Below are 20,887 nucleotides of genomic sequence, written 5' to 3' on the forward strand. Positions count from 1 at the left end.
TACGTGTTGGTTATCTGCTCTTGGAGGAGTTCCAGCCGGCCGGCGCCGTTGTCCGGCAGCAGTTCGGAGAGCCTCTCCTGCGGTTCGCCGGCCGTCGTCCGGTGAACGCGTCGTCCGGTGCGGCGGGCGTCGGACGACCGTTCGGCGCGACCGTGAAGAGCGTCTCCCGGTTCCGGTAAAGGAATGGTCAGGAATTGACCGGGAATGCGCGGGGGCGCCCGTCACCGGGCCCGGGCGCCCCCGCGGGGTCTCAGGCGTGGATGTCCGACGGGTGCGTGGCCAGCGGGGTCACCTGCATGGTCATGTAGGGGAACAGCGGCAGCCCCCAGAGGATCTCGTGGAGCTGCTCGTTGTCGCGCACCTCGAAGATCGACAGGTTGGCGTACTCGCCGACGCAGCGCCAGATGCTCACCCACTCACCCGAGCGCTGCCACTGCTGCGACCAGGCCTTCTCCCGTGCGAGCAGGTCGGCCTTCGCCTCGGCGTCCATGTCGGCGGGGAGGTCGACCTCCATCCGCACGGCGAAGCGGGCCATCAGGCGGGGTCCAGCGCGAAGTCGTAGGTGACCTCGTTGCCGGTGCCGTCGGCGGCCGGGCCGGGGCGCAGGATCAGCTCCGGCTTCACGGCCTGGGCGACGTCGTCGGCGACGTAGTCGCCGCCGTCGAAGTACAGCTGGGTGGTGACGAGCTGCTTGCCGGGCGCGGACACCTTGAGGTGCAGGTGCGCGGGGCGCCACGGGTGCCAGCCGGCCGCGGAGATGAACGCGCCGGTCGAGCCGTCGGTCGGGATCTGGTATGGCGCGGGCTGCATGGTGCGGAACGCGAAGTGCCCGTCGTCGCCGGTGTGGATGACCGCGCGCAGGTTCCACTCGGGGATGCCGGGGGCGAACTGGGAGTAGTAGCCCTCGTCGTCGGCGTGCCACAGGTCGACCGTCGCGCCGGCGATCGGGGCGCCGTCGAGGTCGGTGACGGTGCCCTGGAACAGCAGCGGGGTGCCCTTCTCGCCGGGCCGCATCGGCATCGCGGTCCCGGACTCGATGACCGGGGCACCCGGGACGTAGTAGGGGCCCTCGATGGTGCCGACGGCGCCGCGGCGGTCGGCGTTGGCGACCTCCTCCACGACGTGCTCGACGAACACGTCGAGGAACAGCGGCCACTCGCCGTCGGCGCCGACCTGGATCAGCCAGGCCTTGAGCGCGTCGTACTCGGCGTAGGTCACCTGGTGCTTGCGGATGACCTCGTGCAGGGCCTGCAGCGTGTCGGTGGCGATGGCGGACACCCGGGCCGGATCGGCGGCGGCGCCGGCGCGCTCCTTCTTCGCGAAGGTGGCGGTGGCGTTCGCGCCGGAGCCGGCGGCGGTGGCGGTCTCGGTCATGTCCTACTCCTGTGGTGGGGCGGGGTCGTTCGGTCTCGGCGTGCGGGTGGTCAGGTGTCGGTGCGGTAGTGGGCGAGCTTGTCGGGGTCGACGTCCACGCCGATCCCGGGCCCGCCGGGGACGCGCAGCTCGCCGCCGCTGATCCGCAGCGGCTCGGTGAGCAGGTCGTCGGTCATGTCGAGGAAGTTCGACAGCTCACCGGCGCGGGCGCTGGTCTGCCGGTGCGCCGCGCCGAAGACGACCGTGCAGGCCGTGCCGAGCTGCCCGTCGATCTGGTTGCCCATGACCACCTCGGTGCCGAGTCCCTCGCACAGGTGCAGCACCCGTTGCGAGCCGGTGAACCCGGTCCGCGCGGTCTTGATGCTGATCATGGTGGCGGCGCCGTCGAGCAGCTCGCGGGTCACCTCGCCGGGCCGGGTCGCGGACTCGTCGGCGACGGTCGGGACCGTGGTGCGAGCGGTGAGCCAGCGGCGTCCGAGCACCTGGTCGGCGGGCATGAGCTCCTCGGACAGGGTCAGGCCGAGGTCGGCCATCTCGTCCAGGGCCCGTGCGGCCTCGGACGCGGTCCAGCCGCGGTTGCCGTCGACGTAGAGCTCGACGTCGGGCCCCAGTGCCTCACGCAGCGCACGGCAGGCGCCGGTGTCGAGGGTGACGGGGCGGCGGCCGACCTTGACCTTGAAGGTGGTGACGCCGTGCTCGTCGCGCATCCGCAGGGCCTCGGCGACCATCACGTCGTCGGGGGCGAAGCCGACCATGTGCGAGACCCGCATCCGGTCGGTGTACCCGCCGAGCAGCTCGGAGACGCCGACACCGAGCCGGCGGCCGATGACGTCCCAGACGGCCATGTCGATCGCGGCCTTCGCGGTCGGGTTGCCGATCGTGCGGTCGAGGACGGCGTGGATCCGTTCCCGCTCGAAGACGCTCAGGCCCACGATCTCCGGGGCGAACACGGTGTCGACCACCGCGCGGATGGAGGCCTGGGTCTCTCCGTAGGTGTAGGGGCGGGGTGGGGCCTCGGCGACGCCGACGACGCCGTCCTCGGCGTGCACCCGGACCAGCACGTGGTCGGCGGTGTGCACCTCACCGGAGGCGAACCGCAGTGGTTTGCGGTAGGGCACGGCGAACGGGATCGCCTCGACGGCCACGATCTTCACTGCGGTCCTCCGGGGACGGTGGCAGGGCGGGGGTCCAGCTCGTGCGCGCGCTCGGCGAGCACGTCGAGCAGCCGGACGAGGGCGGGGGAGTCGTCGTCGGTGCGCCAGGCCAGGGCCAGGTCGACGCGCAGCTCGCGGTCCAGGTCGGCGTAGACGACGCCTTCGGTGCCCAGGGCGCGCACCGACTCGGGCAGCAGCGCGACCCCGGCACCGGCGGCGACGTGGGTGAGTAGGATCGGGGTGTCGCGGGCCTCGGTGCGGCGCAGCGGGAGGAAGCCGGAGTCCAGGCATCCCTGGGTGGCGACCGAGTCGACCACCGAGCCGGGGGCGCCGTAGGCGACGAAGTCGTCGCCCCGGAGCTCGGCCAGGGTGACCGTCCCCGCCCCGGCGAGCCGGTGGGTGGCGGGCAGCGCCGCGATCAGCCGCTCCTGGGCGATCGGGCGGACCGACATCTCCGGGCGCACCACCGGCGGACGCAGTACGGCCAGGTCGATGCGACGCTCGTCGAGCGCGTCCTCCTGGGCCGCGGTGAGCAGCCCGGGCAGGAACCGCAGCGAGACGCCCGGCATCCGGCGGGCGGCGACCCGGGCCAGCCGGGGCAGCAGCCGGTAGGCGGCGAGGTCGGTGGCACCGACCGTCACCACGCCCTCGGTGCCGGCGGCGACCTGCTCGACGCGGCGCCGCGCGTCCTCGACACCGGCCAGGATCCGCCGCGCGTCCTCCAGCAGCGACGCCCCCGCCGGCGTCAGGTCGACCCGGCGGGTGGTGCGCTCGAACAGGGTGGCGCCGACCTGGCTCTCGAGCTGGCGGATGGCCTGGGAGAGCGGGGACTGGGCCATGTGCAGCCGCTCGGCGGCGCGGCCGAAGTGCCGCGTCTCCGCGACCGCCACGAAGTAGCGGAGCTGCCGCAGATCCATGCCCGTCACCTCCCTCGGCCCGGCGCGTCGCCTCACGGTAGGCGTGCGACTCTGTAGACACAAAGACCGGACAGCGCCCGATTGAGAGCTTCGACAGCTGAATGATGGTCAGGCCGGGACGGGTCGGGTGTCGGCCCGCGCGTCGACGCCGTGGATCCAGGTGAGCCACGGGTCCAGCCCGGCCAGTCCCGCGTTGCGGGCGTCGGTCTCGGGGCCGTCGGGCAGGTGCAGCAGCCCGCTGGTGACCAGGGAGCTGCGCTGGATCGACCGGGTCCGTGCCCGGCGCAGCCGCTGGTAGCGGTCGAACGCCTCGGCGTGGTCGCCGTCGAGAGCGCCGGGGGCGGCGAGCAGGTCGGCGAGCACCGCGGCGTCCTCGATGGACTGGTTCGCGCCCTGGCCGTGGTGCGGCAGCATCGTGTGCACGGCGTCGCCGAGGAGGACGACGCGGCCGCGGGACCAGCGCGTCATCGGGGGCAGCGTGTAGAGCGGCCAGTGCGGGGACTGCGGCACCGCGGTCAGCATCTGCACCACGCCCGGCGCCCAGCCGGCGAAGGCCCGTTCCAGGGTCCCCGGGTCGGTCTCGGTCGGGCCGGCACCGCCGGTCCACGGCTCCGGTCCCTCCAGCACGGCGAAGAAGTTGATCTGCTCGGCGTGCGCGCCGATCGCGTAGTGCAGCACGTGCGCGTCCGGGCCCATCCAGAACTGGATCGCGCCGGGATCAGGCAGCAGCGGCGCGTCTGCGACGTCGACGATCCCGCGGAAGGCCGAGGTCCCGGTGTAGCGCGGTCGGGCATCGGGGTCGACGACCGACCGGACACGGGAGTGCACGCCGTCGGCGCCGACCACGACCGCGGCGCGCAGCTGCTCACCGGAGGCGAGGGTGACGGTGCCGTCCGGGTCGACCGCGGTGACCTCGCAGTCGAGGCGGACCATGCCCTCCGGGCAGGCACCGGCCAGGACACGCTGGAACTCCGCGCGGTGGATGCCCAGGTAGGGGGCGCCGAAGCGGCGCCGGTAGCTGCCGTCGATCCCGACCGGGAAGGCGGACACCCGCTCGTCGTCGCGCCAGCCGCGGTGGATGAGCTCGGTCGGTTGCGCCGCGACCTTCTCCAGCTCGCCCAGCAGACCCAGCTCGTCCAGCGGGCGCAGCCCGTTCGCCGACAGCGCCACGGCCGCACCGACCTCGCGCAGCTCGGCCGCGCGTTCGAGCACGGTGACCCGGACGCCGCGGGCGTGCAGCGAGAGGGCCAGCGACAGGCCCCCGATCCCGGCACCGACGATCACCACTGATTCGTCCATGACTGTGATCCTGACACGGATACCGGGCCCTGATTCCTCTACGGATCGTCTCAGTCGGGACCGCTTTCGGCACGACCCCCTCGGCCCCTTCACCGGGGGTCCGGGGTCGGCCACGATCACTCGCCGAGGGGACCCGACCCCGTTCCGAACTCGACGAGGAGTGATCGATGTCCGAGACGTTCGTGCTGGTGACCGGCGCGTGGCACGGCGGCTGGGCCTGGCGCCCGGTCGCCGAGCGACTGCGTGCGGCAGGACACCGCGTGCTGACCCCCACCCTCCCCGGGCTCGCCGACGGCGACGACCCCACTGCCCTGCACCTGTCCGACACCGTCGACGCCGTGGTGGACCTGATCGAGTCCGCCGACCTGTCCGACGTGACGCTGGTCGGGCACAGCTGGGGCGGCTACGTGATCACCGGTGCGGCGCACCGGGTCGCGTCGCGGCTGCGGAAGCTCGTCTACTGGAGCGCGTTCGTCCCGGCCGCGGGCCGCTCGCTCTACGACGAGGTCCCGCCGGCCTACCGGGAGCTGTTCGACGCCCAGGCCGCGGCGTCGGGCAACGACACCGTCGCGCTCCCGCTGCCGGTGTGGCAGGAGGCCTTCATGAACGACGCGGGTGAGGAGGCGCAGAAGCTGGTGCACGAGCTGCTCGTGCCGCACCCGATGCAGTACTTCACCGAGACCGTGGAACCGCTCGACCCGGCGGCCCTGGGGGTGCCGGTGTCCTACGTGCTGTCCACCGACGACGTCGCGCTTCCACCCGGCGAGTACGGCTGGGACCGCTTCGCGGCCCGGCTCGGCGTCACGCCGGTGAGCGCGCCCGGCAGCCACGAAGGCTGCTTCACCGCCGCCGAGGGGCTCGCCGAGGCACTGCTGAAGGCCTGACCCCCGCGGCGCCTCGCGCACGGCGCCCCACGCGGGCGCCCTACACGAGGCGTGCGCACGAACGGCCCCTCGTACGAGACGTTCGTACGAGGGGCCGTTCGCGTGCGGCCGGGGTCAGCCGGTCGGGGACTCCTGCGCGCCGTCACCGGGCGCGGGGTCCTGGCCGAGCTGGTTCGGCGGGAACCGCAGCGGCGGGAGCCCCTGCAGCGGGGCCTGCGGGACGTTGCCCACCTCCGGCGGGAGCGGGGTGCCCTGCAGCGGGTTGCCCACCGGCTCGAGCGGGTCGACCGGCGCGAACGTCGCGGGCTTCGCCAGCCCACCGGAGTCGTTGCCGTCGAAGGACTCGGTCCGGTCGCAGCCGTCGAGCATGACGGTCAACGGGCCGTCGGTGTGCACGTCGAGGCGGGCGTCGCAGCCCACCCCGGCGCGCTCCGGGTCGACGGTCACGGTGCCGACCCCGGCCGAGCGGATCTCCAGCACGTTCTCGGCGTCGGCGTCCACCGGCGCGTCGAGGTGGCGGAACTCGGGTTGACCGGCGAGAAGGTCCCCTCGACCTGCCCGACCTCCTGACCGGCCGCCGGGACCGGCGCCTCAGCACGGCCCTGCCCCCGGGTGACCACGTCGATCGCGCCCAGCTCGTGCGGGTCGCGGCTCTGGATGCCCGACAGCCAGTAGGCGTGGTCCCCGACGAGGCCGGCCTCCGGGTCGTCCATGAGGGGGTTGCGCACGTAGGTGACGTGCGGCGGGTCGACCGCGCGGGGCTCGTCGCCCATCCAGCGGGCGGCCAGGTCCCACATGCCGTTCTTGCACATCACGAGGTGCTCGGCGGCGAGGCCGACGTGGCTGATGAACTCGTAGTCGTAGTCCCCGGCCTTGTAGAGGTCGGCCCGCTCGCGGGTGATGGGGTAGGGGATGAAGTCGTCGTTGACCCCGGCCCACTCCATCACCGGCTGGTTGCGCCGGCTGGGCAGCAGCTCGGAGATCTTCGACCCGGGCTCGTGCTTGGTGACGGTGTCGACGCCGGCCTCGGCCAGCTCGTCGGCCACCCCGTTGACGCCCGGCAGCGAGGGGGCCACGTTCAGCCCGTCGCAGATGAAGGCCTTGTTGAACACGTCGGGGAAGGTCAGCGACAGCTTGTTCGCGGTGTAGGCGCCGGAGGAGAAGCCGCCCATCGCGGTGCGCTCGCGGTCGAGGTCGTAGTGGCGACGGGCGTCGGCCAGCGCCTCGAAGACGATCGCGCCGCCCTCGCCGTAGCCCCAGTTGTCGGCGCCGCGGAAGTCGACGTCGATCACCATCGTGGGGTCGCCCGGCCGGTCGGCGAACTGCCGGTAGAGGTCACGGTCGCCGGCGACGTCGTCGCCGGGGCGCAGCGCGTAGCCCTGGGTCCAGAGCAGCGAGGCGTAGCCGTGCGACGGCGCGGGGGCCTCGGGGACGTAGACCGTGTAGCGCTGCATGCGGCCCGGCAGGTCGGGGACGCAGTCGTCGCGGCAGGGGTAGCCGAACGACGCGCTCGGCCGCTGGTCGCCGGAGCCCTCGCCGGAGCCGGTGGCGATGCCGCCCTGCTGCAGGCCGGTGCCCGGTGCGGGCCCACCCGGGTCCGACGGCAGCCGTCGGCCCTGTTCCTTCTCCGAGTGCGAGGCGAACACGCGGGTCACGTAGCCGGAGGTGGGGACGCCGGACTCGTCGTCGGCACCGGCGCGGAGCTTGCCGAAGTCGACGTCGGCGAAGAACTCCGACAGGTCGCCGTTCGCGATCGCGCGCTTCTGGTCGTTGTTGCGGTAGGGCGCCTCGAAGGGCTCGTGGAAGCGGAACGCCGCGTCGAAGAACGCCGACGGCGTCGGGTCGCCGAGGACCGCGCCGCCGGGGTGGGACTCGTCCGCGGTGACCTGCGGGACGAGGTAGGCGTCGGCGTCGCGGTCCCACAGCCCGGCCGCGGCGGCGAGGCGCTGCGTCCCGTCGGCGGGGTCCCACGCGGAGTGCGGCACCCGGATCTCGACCTGGCGTCGCTCGAGGTCGACGTGCACCTCGGGCGCGTCCGGCAGGGTCCGCCCGGTGGCCGCGTCGACGATGTCGCCCTCGTTGCCGTGCACCGTCACGAACAGCTGGGCCGGCATGACGGTGTTCGCGCCGTGCGGGGCCTCGCGCGGGGTGTCCGAGCCGCCGAGGGCGAGGGTCAGGCCGAGCAGCCCCGGGTCGGTCATCGTGTTCATCGTGACCCGGAACGCGGTCGCGTCGTCCTGCGGCTTCGCGCGGACCTCGAGGATGTCCGCGGCGTTGCGCCGGTAGGCGGCGTTCTCGGGGTAGGTGTAGTTGCGCAGCAGGGTGTCGTTGGGCCAGCGGTACTGGTTGCCGCCGCCCTCGTCGTCGTAGACGCAGCCCTGGTGCACGTACTCGCCGTGGCGGTAGGCGCTGGTCATGCAGATGCCGATCGGGTCGGCGGACCAGATGCCGGTGTTCTGCAGCTGGGGCGCGTCGACGGCGGGGGCGCGCAGCAGGTCGGGACCCGCCGTGTCCGCCCGCGCGTCCGGCGCCGCGAGCGCCGACCCGGCACCGACCGCCGCACCGGCGAGCAGGCCGGCGACGACGAGCGCGACGGCGGCTCGCTTCGTCTTCTTCATCGGGGAGCCTTCCACCGGTGCCGCCCGGTCGCGCCTCGCTGCGCAACGGGGTTCGAGCGGCCCCGTTGCCCACCTCAACTGATCCACTGCGACCCCGGTGACGTGCGACGACCACTTATCGTTAGCCCGAATGGACTAGGACCGTCGGGATCTGGATGCGCACCTATGTTTCTCCTCGTGTAGAAAAACGGTGAGCTACCACGAGGAGCGGCCGTGCCGAAGCGGGTGGACCACGAGCAGCGCCGGGGCGAGATCGCCGACGCCGCCTGGCGGCTGATCGCCGAGCACGGCCCGGACGCGGTCACGCTGCGGGACGTCAGCGCGGCGCTGGAGGTCGCGCACGGGGCCCCCGGGCACTACTTCGCCGGCCGCGCCGCGATCGTGGAGTACGCCTTCCGGCGGGCGCTCGACGGCCTCGACGCCCGGGTGGCGCAGCGCACGGCCGGGCTGGCCGGGCTCCCGGCACTGCGGGTGTTCTGCGACGAGGTCACCGCGCACACCGGGACGCCGTTCGCCCGGGTCGCGGCGTCCGGGGCAGGGCCGGCCGCGGTCCTCGCCGAGGTGACCGCGCGGTGGCGGGTCCGGCTGGCGGCCCGGATCGACGAGGCGCGGCGGGCGGGCGAGATCGTCGCCCCGGCGCCGGACGGGGTGCTCGTGGAGCAGCTGCTGGCGCTGCTCCACGGGGTGCAGGCGCTGGCCGCGCCGGGGCCCGGCGGACCGGGGTCGGCGCTCGGGCCGGACGGGGCGGCGGCGACGCCGGGGACCGGTGCAAGGGGGACGTCGCCGGGGTCGGGTGGCGCGGGATCGGCGGCGCGCGAGGTGGTCGCGGCGTTCCTCGCGGGGCTCGGCGACGGCCCGGCCCGGATCGGGACCGCCGGGCCGGGCGGGGGTCCGCCGGGAGCCGGGGTGCGGTCGTCGGACCGGTCGCCGGTCGCGCAGGACCGAGCCGACGGCGGCGGGAACAGCAGCGGGAACGACAGCGGGAATGACAGCGGGAACGGCGGCGGGGACGGGTTCCTCGCCTTCACCGACGTCGCCCTCGCCCGCACCGGCGAGCGCCTCCCCGGCACCGACCGCGCGGCCATGGCGCTGGTGCTGAACCTGCACCGGCTCACGAGCTCCCTGGTCTACGACCTCGAGTCGACCGTCCACCGCCCCGCGGGATGGAGCTGGTCGGCGTTCCGGCTGCTGTTCACACTCTGGGTCGCGGGCGGGCAGGAGGCGGGCCGGGCGGCGGAGCTGTGCGGGATGAGCCGGGCCGCGGTGTCCAGCCTGGCCAACACCCTCGCCGCCGGGGAGCTCGTCCGGCGCACGCCCGCCGCCGGGGACCGGCGGACCGTGCACCTGTCCCTGACCGACGCCGGTGCCGAGCGGCTGGTCGCCGCGTTCGGGACCCACAACCGTCGCGAGTCGGAGTGGGCGGCGCTGCTCGGCGCCGTCGACCTCGCGACGCTCAACACCCTGCTGGTCCGCCTCTCCCGGGCCGCGCACCGGGCGGACTGGATCAACCGGCGGACCTGAACCGCTCGGCGCGCGCCGCCGGATCGGCCCTGGCGCCGGGCCCCGCGGCCCTCTACGGTTCCGGACAAGTGCTTCAACCTTTGATCGTCGGGCAGGTCCGGCCGGTCACAGGTCCCGATGAGGGGACGCCACGGTCGCCGCCGGTGTCTCCCGGCTACCGAGAGGACACCTGCCGTGGCCAAGCCCTTCGCCTCCTCCGCCGACACCGCTGCCAAGGAGCAGACCCTCGATGTGCTCGCGGACGGCGTCTACGCCCTCACCGCCGAGGGCGACCCGAACATCGGCGCGATCGAGGGGGAGGACTTCCTCGTCTGCTTCGAGGCCCTCGCCACCCCGGTCGCCGCGCGGAGGTGGCTCGCGATGCTGCGCGAGCACACCGACAAGCCGGTCCGCCACCTCGTGCTGTCGCACTACCACGCGGTCCGGGTGCTGGGCGCGAGCGCGTTCGACGCGCAGACCGTCGTCGCGCACGAGGCGACCGCGGCCCTGATCGCCGAGCGTGGCATGGAGGACTGGGCCTCGGAGTTCGCGCGGATGCCGCGGCTCGCCGAGGCCGCCGACTCCGTGCCCGGACTGACCTGGCCGACGCTGACCTTCGCCGACCGGCTCACCATCGACCTGGGCGGGGACCGCGGCGAGCTGGTGCTGCAGTTCCACGGTCGCGGCCACACCGAGGGCGACATCACCGCCTGGCTGCCGCGGCACCGGATCCTGTTCGCCGGTGACCTCGTCGAGGCCCGGGCCGCGCTCTACACCGGGGACGCGTTCCACCGCGACTGGGCGGGCGAGACCCTCGACCGGCTCGCCGCGCTCGGCGCCGAGCAGCTCGTCGGCGGGCGCGGCGCGGTCAGCCGCGGGCGCGCCGAGGTCGACGCCGCGATCGCCCAGACCCGTGGGTTCCTGCAGGTCATGATCCGGGAGGTCGGCGCGGTGCAGGGGCGCGGCGGCACGCTGAAGGAGGCGTTCGAGGCCACCCACGCCGCACTCGTCGACGACTACGGGCACTGGCCGATCTTCGAGCACTGCCTCCCGTTCGACGTCTCCCGGCTGTGGGACGAGCTGTCCGGTGTGGAGCGTCCGGTGATCTGGACCGCGGAGCGCGACCAGGAGGTCTGGGCGAGGTTGCAGGGCTGAGGAGCCGGAGAGGGGAGAGCAGCCGTGTCGAGGTCCGTCGTGTCGAGGTCCGCCGCGCCGACCTGGCCGTCGTCGCCGGTCCTGGTGCTCGGTGCCGGGCCGGTCGGGCAGACCACCGCGCTGCTGCTGGCCCGCCACGGCGTCCCGACGGTCGTGCTGGACCGCCGCCCGGAGCGGGACCGGGTCGGATCGAAGGCGATCTGCCAGCAGCGCGACGTCCTCGACGTGTGGGAGTCCGTCGGCGCCGGCCGCCGGATCGCCGACGAGGGCGTCACCTGGACCACCGCGCGCACCTTCCACCGCGACACCGAGCTGTTCGCCCACACCGTCGCCGAGCCGGGGCGGCCCGCCTTCCCACCCTTCGTGAACCTCTCCCAGGCCCGCACCGAGGAGATCCTCGACGAGCGGATCGCCGACGAGACACTGGTGGACCTGCGCTGGGGACACGACGTCGTCGGTGTCGAGCAGACCGCCGACGGCGTCACGGTCACCGTCGACGACGGTGGCCGGGTCGCGGGGAGCTTCCTGGTCGTCTGTGCCGGCGCCCGCGGTGATGCGCTGCGGGAGCTGCTCGGGGTCACCTTCGAGGGCACCAGCTTCGACGACCGCTTCCTGATCTGCGACGTCCGCGCCGACCTCCCGGGGTGGGCGGCCGAGCGCCGCTTCCACTTCGACCCGGCCGCGAACCCTGGCCGCCAGGTGCTGGTCCACCCCTGCCCGGACTCGACGTACCGGATCGACTGGCAGGTCCCGGCCGGGTACGACCTCGACGCCGAGACCGCGTCCGGCGCGCTGGACGCCCGGATCCGGGCGGTCATCGGGGACGTCGACCACGAGGTGGTCTGGTCCTCGGTCTACCGGTTCCACTCGCGGGTGGTGGACCGGATGCGGTGCGGCCGGGTCCTGCTGGCGGGCGACGCCGCGCACCTGGTGTCCCCGTTCGGTGCCCGCGGCCTGAACTCCGGCGTCGCCGACGCGGAGAACGCCGCCTGGAAGATCGCCTGGGTCGGTCACGGCTGGGCACCGGAGGAGCTCCTGGAGAGCTACCACGCCGAGCGTCACGCGGCGGCACGGGAGAACGTGGCCGTGACCACCGCGACGATGGACTTCCTGGTCCCGCGCAGCGCCGAGCAGGTGCGTGCCCGCTCCGAGGTCCTCGCCGCGGCGGCGACCGACCCCGGGGCCAGGGCGCGGGTCGACTCCGGCCGGCTGTCCGAGCCGTTCTGGTACGTCGACTCCCCGCTGACCACCGCCGACGCCCGTCGTCCCTTCGCCGGGCGCCCCGCCCGCGGCAAGGTCCCGCCCGCGGGGCCCGGCGTGCTCGTCCCCGATGTCCCGGTCCGCACCCCGGCCGGCCCGGGACGGCTGCGCGCGCTCGCCCGCGACGGGTTCCTGCTGCTCACCGGGCCGCTGGCCGACGCGGACGCGGTCACCGCGGCGGCGTCCGCGGCGCCCGGCCCGGTCCGCGTGCTCGCCCTCGCGGAGCTGGACGGCGACCCCGACACCGACACCGACCCCGCCGTCACCGGGGGAGCCGCCGGTGCCGGAGCGGGAGCCGGCCCTGGATCCGCTGCCGACCCGGCCGGAGCGGGAGTCGGTGCCCCCGCGGGGGACGGAGCCGGCCCGACGGTGACCGCGGCCCTGGCCGCCCGGCCCGACGAGGTGTGGCTGCTCCGCCCGGACGCCCACGTCGCCGCCGTGCTCCCCGCCCCGACCCGCGACGACGTCGCGGCCGCCCTCGCCCGCGCGACCGCCCGCGGCACGACCGCGCGACCGACCCCGCCTCCGATGCCGCCCGGGCCACCGACGGGGCCGTCGTCCCCGCGGCCGGCGCCGGGGCGGGCGCCGAGGCGGGCACCGGGGCGGAGACCGACATCGACCGGACCGGAGGAGGGCCACGATGGCGTACTACAGGCGAGCCGGTGACGTCCCGCCGAAGCGGCACACCCAGCACCGACGCCTCGACGGCGGGCTGTACCGCGAGGAGCTGATGGGGGAGGAGGGCTTCTCCTCGGACTCCTCGCTGCTCTACCACGTGGGCGTCCCGTCGGCGATCGTCGACGCCACCCCCTGGGACCCGGGCGACCAGTCGCTGACCGAGAACCGGCCGCTCGTGCCGCGGCACCTGATGCTGCACGACCTCGAATCGCCGGACTGGAAGTCGGTCGACGTCGTCACCGGGCGCCGGCTGGTGCTCGGCAACGCCGACGTGCGGATCTCCTACGTCGTCGCGGGGGAGGTCAGCCCGCTCTACCGCAACGCCGTCGGCGACGAGGTCGTCTACCTGGAGTCGGGCTCGGCGACCGTCGAGACGGTGTTCGGTGCCCTGGAGGCAGGCCAGGGCGACTACGTGGTGCTCCCGCGGGCGACGACCCACCGGTGGGTGCCGACGGGGTCCGAGCCGCTGCGCGCCTACGCGATCGAGGCGTCGTCGCACATCACCCCGCCGGCGCGGTACCTGTCGCGTCACGGCCAGCTGCTCGAGCACGCCCCGTACTGCGAGCGCGACCTGCACGGTCCCACCGAGCCGCTGCTCGTCGAGGACACCGATGTCGAGGTGCTGGTGAAGCACCGCGGGGGGCCGCACGGGATCACCGGCACCCGCTACGTGGTGCCCACCCACCCGTTCGACGTCGTCGGCTGGGACGGCTGCCTGTACCCGTACACGTTCGACGTCGCCGACTTCGAGCCGATCACCGGGCGGGTGCACCAGCCGCCGCCGGTGCACCAGGTCTTCGAGGGCCAGAACTTCGTGATCTGCAACTTCGTGCCGCGCAAGGTCGACTACCACCCGCTGGCCGTGCCGGTGCCCTACTACCACGCCAATGTGGACTCCGACGAGGTCATGTTCTACTGCGGCGGCGACTACGAGGCCCGCAAGGGCTCCGGGATCGGGCAGGGCTCGATCTCGCTGCACCCGGGCGGGCACAGCCACGGCCCGCAGCCCGGCGCGGTCGAGCGGGCACTCGGGGCGGAGTCCTTCGACGAGCTCGCGGTCATGGTCGACACGTTCCGGCCGCTGGCCCTCGGCGAGGGCGGGCGGGCCTGTGAGGACCCGTCGTACGCGTGGAGCTGGGCGGGTCGCGGCCCCGGCAGCTGACGGGGCCGCCGGCTCACCGGGCGGGGACGAGCACCGGCACCAGCCGCACCAGCACCACCAGGGCGACGAGCTCGACCAGGGTCTGGGTGACGACGGCCAGCGGGGCGAGGGCGAGCGGGCCGGGCAGGGCGAGCGCGAGCGGCAGCACGACCAGGGAGTTGCGGGTCGTCGCCGAGAACACCGTCGCGCGGGTGGCGGGGACGTCCAGGCGCGCCACCCGGGCGGCGAGCAGGCCGACGACGACCGCCGCGACGGCGAACGCGGTGTAGAGCGGGACCAGCCGCAGCAGGGTGAGGGCCTGCGCGCCGACGTCGGCGATCTGCGACGCGACGACCAGGGCCAGGGTCGCCACCATGAGCGGCACCATCGCCCCGGCGGCGGCGCCCTCGACCCGGGCGACCCGCCCGTCCGGCCGTCGCCGGTGCAGCACCTGCACCAGCGCCGCCGCGGCCAGCGGCAGCAGGACCAGCACCACGAACGCCTCGGCGAACGGCCCGACCTCGACCACGGCGAGCGCCTCCGGCCCGGCGGCCAGCCACAGGTAGCCGGGCAGCAGCAGGAGCTGGGCCACCATGAGCAGCGGTGTCGCCGCGAGCAGCTGCGCCCGCGCGCCACCGGCGAGCCCGGTGAACACGACGACGTAGTCGACGCACGGGGTGAGCAGGACGAGCAGGACCCCCAGGAGCAGGCCGCGGTCGTCGGCGACGAACGAGGACAGCCCGAACGCGACCGGCGGGAGCAGCACGAAGTTCGCCACGAGCACGGTGACCAGGAAACGGGCGCCGGTGAACGCCCGAGCCAGGTCGACCAGCGGGACCGCGAGGAACGTCGCGAACAGCAGCAGCGCGAGCACCGGGGTGACCGAGGCCCCGAGCGCGGGCGCGGCCCACGGGACGGCGAGACCCAGGAGCGCCCCGGCGAGGATCGCGGCCAGGTACAGCGGGACCTGCTGACGGTCCCACCACGCGACGAGCCGGCTCAGTCGGTCCCCCCGGCCGAGCGGTACGCCGCCTGCGCGGCGGGGCCGAGGTCGGCGCCGTAGGAGACGTCGGGGGAGTCCCCGCCCTGCTGGTAGCCACCGGTGACGGCCAGGATCTCCGAGTCGTCCGGGCCGGTCAGCCACGGGCCGCCGCTGGCGCCCTGGTCCAGGCCGGGCTGGTCGAGCTGCCACTGGTCCTCGTCGAGCGTCCCGGCGGTGCCCGACACCGTCGTCGCGTCGTCGTCGCCGTCGTTGTAGCCGACCGCGGTCACCGGGGTGTCGTCGCCGTCGGTGCCCGGCGCGCCGAAGGCGATCCGGTAGGCGCCGGTGACCTGCTGGATCGGCGGTCCGTCCGGCCGTGAGACGGTCAGGAACGCGACGTCGGAGTCGGGATCGCCGCTCTCCAGCCAGCCCGGGGGGACCGCGGCGGCGGTGACGGTCCAGTAGCCGAAGGGGGCGGTGCCGTCGTCGTAGCCGGGGGCGAAGCTCATGCCCGTCCTGGCCGGCGTGCCGTCGCCGTCGGCGACGCAGTGCGCGGCGGTCACGACCAGGTCACCCGTGGCGGACTCGACCACCGAGCCGGAGCAGAAGTGGTCGCCGGGGTCGTCGGCCGGGCCGTCGAACAGGGCGCCGGTCGCGGGCCGCGCCACCGGCGTGCCGTCGGCACCGGTGACGACCGGGAGGGACGGTCCGGGCACGGCGGGCCCGGCGGGCGCGACCGTCGCCGGGCCTACCGGGGCCGGGGTACCGGCCGGGGCCGGCGCGGAGGTCGGCGGAGCCGGGGTGGCGGCGGAACCGGCCGCCGTGGCCGACGCCGCGGTCGCGACCTGGGGCGGCGGCGCGGGCGTCCACGACGGAACCGTGAGCACGAGGGCGGCGGACGCCGCGAGCGCGGCGGCCAGCAGTCCCGGCAGGCGCCACCGCGGGCGGGACCGGCCGTCACGGGGCCGGGGGTCGGTCCGCACGTCCACCTCCCTCGACTCACCTCCGCTGACCCGATCAACGGTAGAGGGCACCCCTGTGCCCCGTCGGGCGGACCGCTGTGGACGTGCTGTGAATCCGGCCCGGTCGGCGGCCCGCCCGTCTCCCGTCGTCCTGCGCGGATCTGAGCGGATCTGATACGTCTGTGTCCACCGGCCGCCCCGTCGGGGTGCGGTGGGCCGGCGACGAACGGAGTGGGATGGACGCGGACGTGATCGTCGTCGGGGCCGGGCTGGCCGGACTGGTCGCCACGCACGAGCTGACCCGGCGGGGCCGCCGGGTCGCCGTCGTCGACCAGGAGGGACCCGTCGACCTCGGTGGGCAGGCGTGGTGGTCCTTCGGCGGCATCTTCCTCGTCGACAGCCCCGAGCAGCGCCGCATGCGGGTGCACGACTCGGTCGAGCTGGCCTGGAGCGACTGGCAGGGCAGCGCCGGGTTCGACCGCCTCGACGACGAGGACACCCACGCCGCGCGCTGGGCCCGCGCCTACGTCGAGTTCGCCGCCGGGGAGAAGCGCTCCTACCTCACCGAGCTGGGCATCTCCTTCCTCCCCACGGTCGGCTGGGCCGAGCGCGGCGACCTCACCGCGACCGGCCACGGGAACTCCGTGCCCCGCTTCCACGTGAGCTGGGGGACCGGCACCGGCGTCGTCGGACCGTTCGTCGACTCCGCGCTGCGCGCCGCCGAGGCCGGGCTCGTGACCTTCCACCACCGACACCGCGTCGACGAGCTGGTCCGCACCGACGGCAACGTCACCGGCGTCCGCGGTGCCCTCCTCGCCCCGGACGACTCGCCGCGCGGGGCCCCCAGCAACCGCGACGTGACGGGGGAGTTCACGCTCTCCGCGCCCGCGGTGGTGCTGGCCACCGGGGGGATCGGCGCGAACCACGAGATGGTCCGCCGGTACTGGCCGGAGCGGATGGGCACGCCGCCGTCGTCGATGATCACCGGGGTGCCGGCCTACGTGGACGGTCGGATGCTCGACATCGCCGCCGACGCGGGCGTGCGGCTGGTCAACCGCGACCGCATGTGGCACTACACCGAGGGCGTCGTGAACTGGGACCCGGTCTGGCCCGGCCACGCCATCCGGATCCTGCCCGGTCCGTCGTCGATGTGGTTCGACGCGCTGGGCAGGCGGCTGCCCGCGCCGTACCTGCCCGGCTACGACACCCTCGGCACCCTGCGCCACCTGCGCACCACCCCGGACATCGCGCCCTACGACCACTCCTGGTTCGTGCTCACCCGCAAGATCATCGAGAAGGAGTTCGCGTTGTCGGGCTCGGAGCAGAACCCCGACATCACCTCCGGGCGCCGCGCGGCCTTCCTCCGCGAACGTCTGCTCAGCAGGGGCGCGCCCGGCCCGGTCCAGGCGTTCACGACCCACGGGGAGGACTTCGTCGTCGCCGACACCCTCGACGATCTCGTCGCGGGGATGAACGCCCGCACCGACGCCCCGCCGCTCGACCCGGCCCTGATCCGCGGCCAGATCGAGGCCCGCGACCGGCAGCTGGCGAACCCCTACAGCAAGGACGCCCAGGTCCAGGGCATCCACAACGCCCGCCGCTCGCTCGGCGACCGGATCGGGCGGGTCGCCGCGCCGCACCGGATCCTCGACCCCGCCGCCGGGCCGCTGATCGGGGTGAAGCTGCACGTGCTGACCCGCAAGACCCTCGGCGGGATCCAGACCGACCTGCAGTCCCGAGCCCTCGACACCCGCGGCGAGCCGATCCCCGGGCTCTACGCGGCGGGGGAGGCCGCCGGGTTCGGCGGGGGCGGGGTGCACGGGTACAACGCGCTGGAGGGCACGTTCCTCGGCGGCTGCATCTTCTCCGGCCGCGCCGCCGGACGCAGCCTCGCCGGGGCCCTCTGAACCCCGTCTCTCACTGAGCGAGACCCGCCTTCCCGGGCGGCGGTCGCGCGACGGATGCTCGGCTCCTCGACGACGAGGGGAGCAACGGTGACCGGTGCCGAGAACCGCACGGTCCGGGTGGCGGGCCGCCGGCGCGAGTCCGACGGCGTGGTGTCGCTGGAGCTGGTCGCCGCCGACGGCGGGCGGCTGCCGGACTGGACCCCCGGCGCGCACGTCGACCTCGTCCTCCCCGGCGGGCACACCCGCCAGTACTCGCTGTGCGGGGACCGGTGGGACGCCCACCGCTACCGCGTCGCCGTCCTGCGCGAGGCCGCCGGGCGCGGCGGCTCGGCCTGGGTCCACGACCGGCTCGCCGTCGGCGACGAGATCGGGCTCGGCGGGCCGCGCAACAACTTCGGGCTGGTCCCGGCCCCGCGCTACCTGTTCGTCGCGGGCGGTATCGGGATCACCCCGATCCTCCCGATGATCGCCACGGCGGACCTGCTCGGCGCCGACTGGGCGCTGCTCTACGGCGGCCGCACCCGCGGGTCGATGGCGTTCACCGCGGAGCTCGCGGCGCACGGGGACCGGGTCCGGACCGTCCCCCAGGACGAACAGGGGCTGCTCGACCTGCCCGGCTTCCTGGGCACGCCCGCGCCGGACACCCGGGTCTACGGCTGCGGACCCGCCCCGCTGCTCGCGGCGCTGGCACGGGCCACGGCCGGATGGCCGTCGCACACCGTGCGGACCGAGCGCTTCGTCCCGCGGGCGACCGGCGCCGTCCGCGACACCGCGTTCGAGGTCCACCTCGCCCGCCGCGGGACCGACGTGACCGTGCCACCCGGGCGCAGCGTCCTCGACGCGGTCGCCGACGCCGGCGTCGACGTGTTGTCCTCCTGCCGGCAGGGCACCTGCGGGACCTGCGAGACGACCGTCCTGGCCGGTGTCCCGGACCACCGCGACTCCGTCCTCGACGACGACGAGCGCGCCGCCGCCGACTGCATGCTCGTCTGCGTCTCGCGCTCGGTCGGCCCGCGCCTGGTCCTCGACCTCTAATGGGTCGTGTCTGAGCCGTACCCGCCCCGAACGGAAGGCAGCGCCCATGACGGCCGCGCTCGACCACCTGCCCACCACCGACGTCGACCCGTTCGCCCCCGAGGTCCTCACCGACCCGCTCCCGTTCCACGAGCAGCTGCGCGCGGCCGGCCCGCTGGTCCGGCTCACCCGCTACGACGTGCTCGCCCTCGGCCGCCACGCCGACGTCCGGGCCGCGCTCGTCGACTGGCAGTCCTTCCGGTCCGGGGCCGGGGTGGGGCTGGCGAACTTCCACACCGAGGCGCCGTGGCGGCCGCCGTCGCTGCTGCTGGAGGCCGACCCGCCGCACCACGACGCGCCGCGCCGGGTGCTGGGGAAGGTCCTCGGCCCCCGGGCGCTGCGCGTGCTGCGGGACCGCTGGGCCGCCGACGCCGCGGCGCTCGTCGACGAGGTGCTGGCCGGTGGGAACGAGTTCGACGCCGTCCCGGCGATCGCCGAGGCGTTCCCGCTGCGGGTGTTCCCCGACGCCGTCGGGCTGCCCGAGGCGGGCCGGGAGAACCTGCTGCCCTACGGCGACCTGCTGTTCAACGCGTTCGGGCCGCGCAACGCGCTGCTGGAGGAGAAGCTGCCGCGGCTCGGGGAGCTCTCGGCGTGGGTGAACGCGCAGTGCGCCAGGGAGGCACTGGCCGCCGACGGCTTCGGCGCCGACATCTGGGCCGCCGCCGACCGCGGTGACCTGACCCCCGAGCAGGCCCCGCTCGTCGTGCGGTCGCTGCTGTCGGCCGGGGTCGACACCACCGTCACCGGGCTCGCGGCGGTGCTGCACGCCGTCGCCACGCACCCGGAGCAGTGGGCGCGGCTGCGTGCCGACCCCGGGCTCGCCCGCGTCGCGTTCGACGAGGCCGTGCGCTGGGAGTCGCCGGTGCAGACCTTCTTCCGGACGACGGCGACCGACACCGAGATCGCCGGCGTGGGTGTCCCGGCCGGGCGCAAGGTGCTGATGTTCCTGGGGTCGGCGAACCGGGACCCGCGGTTCTGGGGACCCGACGCGGGCACCTTCGACCTGGGCCGCGACCCGTCCGGGCACGTCGGGTTCGGGATGGGCCTGCACCAGTGCGTCGGCCAGCACGTCGCCCGGCTGGAGGCCGAGTCGGTGCTGCGGGCGCTCGCCGCGCGGGTCGCGACCATCGAGCCCGCCGGTCCACCGCGCCGACGGCCCAACAACACCATGCGGGCCTGGGCGTCGATGCCGCTGCGGGTCACCCCCGCCTAGGTGCACACTCCACCCGTGGTCGCGGGCGAACCGGTACTGGCCCGGGCGGTGCGGATCCTGTCGGTGTTCGAGCCGGGGCGGCCCGAGCTGGGCGTCGCCGAGATCGCCCGGGCATCGGGGCTGCACGTCGCCACCGCGTCGCGGCTGGTCGGGCAGCTGGTCGAGCAGGGCCTGCTCACGCGGACCGGCTCCGGTCGGCTGCGGATCGGGATGCGGCTGTGGGAGCTGGGGCAGCGGGCGTCGCCGACGCTGACCCTGCGGGCCGCCGCGCTGCCGTTCCTCGGGGACCTGCACGCCGTCGTCGGGCACCACGTGCAGCTGGGCGTCCTCGACGGCGACGAGGTCATCTTCCTCGAACGCCTCTCCGCCCCCGGGGCGGTCGTCAACCTGACCCGGATCGCAGGGCGGCTGCCGCTGCACGTCTCGTCGTCCGGTCTGGTCCTGCTCGCCCACGCGCCGCCCGACCAGCAGGAACGCGTCCTCGCGGCACCCCTGGAACGACGGACGTCCGCCACGGTGACCGATCCGGCCCGGTTGCGGGTCCTGCTCGCCCGCGTCCGGCGTGACGGCCACGTCGTCACCGAGGGCCACGTGCACCCCGACGCGACCGGCGTCGCGGTCCCGGTGCGGGGCCGGGACGGGGCCGTCGTCGCGGCGCTGTCGACGGTGCAGCCGCGCGACGGCCGGGCTCGCACCCTCGTCCCGGCCCTGCGCGCCGCGGCCCACGGCATCGCCCGGGCGCACGCCGGGGGAGACCCCGCGCCGTGAG

The 20,887-nt window shown here is 74.9% G+C and carries 18 protein-coding genes; 9 read left to right on the top strand and 9 right to left on the bottom strand.

Annotation, left to right across the window (positions count from 1 at the left end; all coding sequences use genetic code 11):
• Positions 1-250 precede the first annotated feature (250 nt).
• The 5 genes from Ae717Ps2_RS08175 to Ae717Ps2_RS08195 form a co-directional block, all read right to left on the bottom strand.
• Positions 251-535 carry a muconolactone Delta-isomerase family protein gene (locus tag Ae717Ps2_RS08175; protein ID WP_020628467.1) on the bottom strand — a complete coding sequence of 95 codons (285 nt, stop codon included), beginning with the start codon at positions 533-535 and terminating at the stop codon, positions 251-253.
• Positions 535-1,374: a catechol 1,2-dioxygenase gene (gene catA, locus Ae717Ps2_RS08180; RefSeq protein WP_075305603.1), complete on the bottom strand. Its 840-nt coding sequence runs from the start codon at positions 1,372-1,374 to the stop codon at positions 535-537. The genes Ae717Ps2_RS08175 and catA overlap by 1 nt, the downstream gene beginning before the upstream one ends.
• A gap of 50 nt (positions 1,375-1,424) precedes the next feature.
• Positions 1,425-2,528 carry a mandelate racemase/muconate lactonizing enzyme family protein gene (locus Ae717Ps2_RS08185; protein WP_020628465.1) on the bottom strand — a complete coding sequence of 368 codons (1,104 nt, stop codon included), beginning with the start codon at positions 2,526-2,528 and terminating at the stop codon, positions 1,425-1,427.
• Positions 2,525-3,445, bottom strand: coding sequence for a LysR family transcriptional regulator (locus Ae717Ps2_RS08190; RefSeq protein WP_075333191.1), 921 nt, complete (start codon positions 3,443-3,445; stop codon positions 2,525-2,527). Before Ae717Ps2_RS08190 ends, Ae717Ps2_RS08185 begins: the two co-directional genes overlap by 4 nt.
• 108 nt (positions 3,446-3,553) lie before the next feature.
• Positions 3,554-4,744 carry an FAD-dependent monooxygenase gene (locus Ae717Ps2_RS08195; protein ID WP_043282996.1) on the bottom strand — a complete coding sequence of 397 codons (1,191 nt, stop codon included), beginning with the start codon at positions 4,742-4,744 and terminating at the stop codon, positions 3,554-3,556.
• A 167-nt stretch (positions 4,745-4,911) separates the two neighbouring features.
• Here Ae717Ps2_RS08195 and Ae717Ps2_RS08200 point away from each other — a divergent pair, with 167 nt between their 5' ends.
• Positions 4,912-5,628 (top strand): alpha/beta fold hydrolase, encoded by a 717-nt coding sequence (locus Ae717Ps2_RS08200; RefSeq protein WP_075333192.1) that lies wholly within the window; start codon positions 4,912-4,914, stop codon positions 5,626-5,628.
• 114 nt (positions 5,629-5,742) lie between these two features.
• Here the strand turns inward: Ae717Ps2_RS08200 and Ae717Ps2_RS08205 are convergent, their stop codons facing one another.
• On the bottom strand, positions 5,743-6,129 hold the full coding sequence (locus Ae717Ps2_RS08205; protein ID WP_075333193.1) for a hypothetical protein: 387 nt from the start codon (positions 6,127-6,129) through the stop codon (positions 5,743-5,745).
• Positions 6,072-8,246 (bottom strand): hypothetical protein, encoded by a 2,175-nt coding sequence (locus tag Ae717Ps2_RS08210; RefSeq protein WP_075333194.1) that lies wholly within the window; start codon positions 8,244-8,246, stop codon positions 6,072-6,074. Before Ae717Ps2_RS08210 ends, Ae717Ps2_RS08205 begins: the two co-directional genes overlap by 58 nt.
• Positions 8,247-8,459: 213 nt before the next feature.
• Between Ae717Ps2_RS08210 and Ae717Ps2_RS36010 the strand changes: the two genes are divergently transcribed.
• The 4 genes from Ae717Ps2_RS36010 (at position 8,460) to Ae717Ps2_RS08240 (ending at position 14,001) form a co-directional block, all read left to right on the top strand.
• Positions 8,460-9,767, top strand: coding sequence for a MarR family transcriptional regulator (locus Ae717Ps2_RS36010; protein WP_143510341.1), 1,308 nt, complete (start codon positions 8,460-8,462; stop codon positions 9,765-9,767).
• Between the two features lie 174 nt (positions 9,768-9,941).
• Entirely contained in the window at positions 9,942-10,901 is a 960-nt protein-coding gene (locus tag Ae717Ps2_RS08225; RefSeq protein WP_198932153.1) for an MBL fold metallo-hydrolase, read from the top strand.
• 24 nt (positions 10,902-10,925) lie between these two features.
• Positions 10,926-12,827, top strand: a complete 1,902-nt coding sequence (locus Ae717Ps2_RS08230) for an FAD-dependent monooxygenase (protein ID WP_233147488.1) — start codon at positions 10,926-10,928, stop codon at positions 12,825-12,827.
• On the top strand, positions 12,802-14,001 hold the full coding sequence (locus Ae717Ps2_RS08240; RefSeq protein WP_075305607.1) for a homogentisate 1,2-dioxygenase: 1,200 nt from the start codon (positions 12,802-12,804) through the stop codon (positions 13,999-14,001). The genes Ae717Ps2_RS08230 and Ae717Ps2_RS08240 overlap by 26 nt, the downstream gene beginning before the upstream one ends.
• A 13-nt stretch (positions 14,002-14,014) precedes the next feature.
• On the opposite strand, the gene Ae717Ps2_RS08245 is transcribed toward Ae717Ps2_RS08240, so the two are convergent.
• Positions 14,015-14,854, bottom strand: a complete 840-nt coding sequence (locus tag Ae717Ps2_RS08245) for an arsenic resistance protein (RefSeq protein WP_233147489.1) — start codon at positions 14,852-14,854, stop codon at positions 14,015-14,017.
• 125 nt (positions 14,855-14,979) lie between these two features.
• On the bottom strand, positions 14,980-15,945 hold the full coding sequence (locus Ae717Ps2_RS08250) for a serine protease (protein WP_139319293.1): 966 nt from the start codon (positions 15,943-15,945) through the stop codon (positions 14,980-14,982).
• A 215-nt stretch (positions 15,946-16,160) separates the two neighbouring features.
• Between Ae717Ps2_RS08250 and Ae717Ps2_RS08255 the strand changes: the two genes are divergently transcribed.
• The 4 genes from Ae717Ps2_RS08255 to Ae717Ps2_RS08270 are packed head-to-tail and all read left to right on the top strand — an operon-like array spanning position 16,161 to position 20,886.
• The gene (locus Ae717Ps2_RS08255; protein WP_075311545.1) at positions 16,161-17,831 is read left to right on the top strand and encodes an FAD-binding dehydrogenase; all 1,671 of its coding nucleotides are present in this window, start codon (positions 16,161-16,163) and stop codon (positions 17,829-17,831) included.
• A gap of 54 nt (positions 17,832-17,885) precedes the next feature.
• On the top strand, positions 17,886-18,866 hold the full coding sequence (locus Ae717Ps2_RS08260; RefSeq protein WP_051050057.1) for a PDR/VanB family oxidoreductase: 981 nt from the start codon (positions 17,886-17,888) through the stop codon (positions 18,864-18,866).
• A gap of 46 nt (positions 18,867-18,912) precedes the next feature.
• Complete coding sequence (locus Ae717Ps2_RS08265; RefSeq protein WP_075305609.1) at positions 18,913-20,118, top strand: cytochrome P450; 1,206 nt, start codon at positions 18,913-18,915, stop codon at positions 20,116-20,118.
• 15 nt (positions 20,119-20,133) lie between these two features.
• On the top strand, positions 20,134-20,886 hold the full coding sequence (locus Ae717Ps2_RS08270; protein WP_075305610.1) for an IclR family transcriptional regulator: 753 nt from the start codon (positions 20,134-20,136) through the stop codon (positions 20,884-20,886).
• Position 20,887 lies beyond the last annotated feature (1 nt).

Source organism: Pseudonocardia sp. Ae717_Ps2 (genome assembly GCF_001932475.1).
Taxonomy (GTDB): Bacteria; Actinomycetota; Actinomycetes; order Mycobacteriales; family Pseudonocardiaceae; genus Pseudonocardia.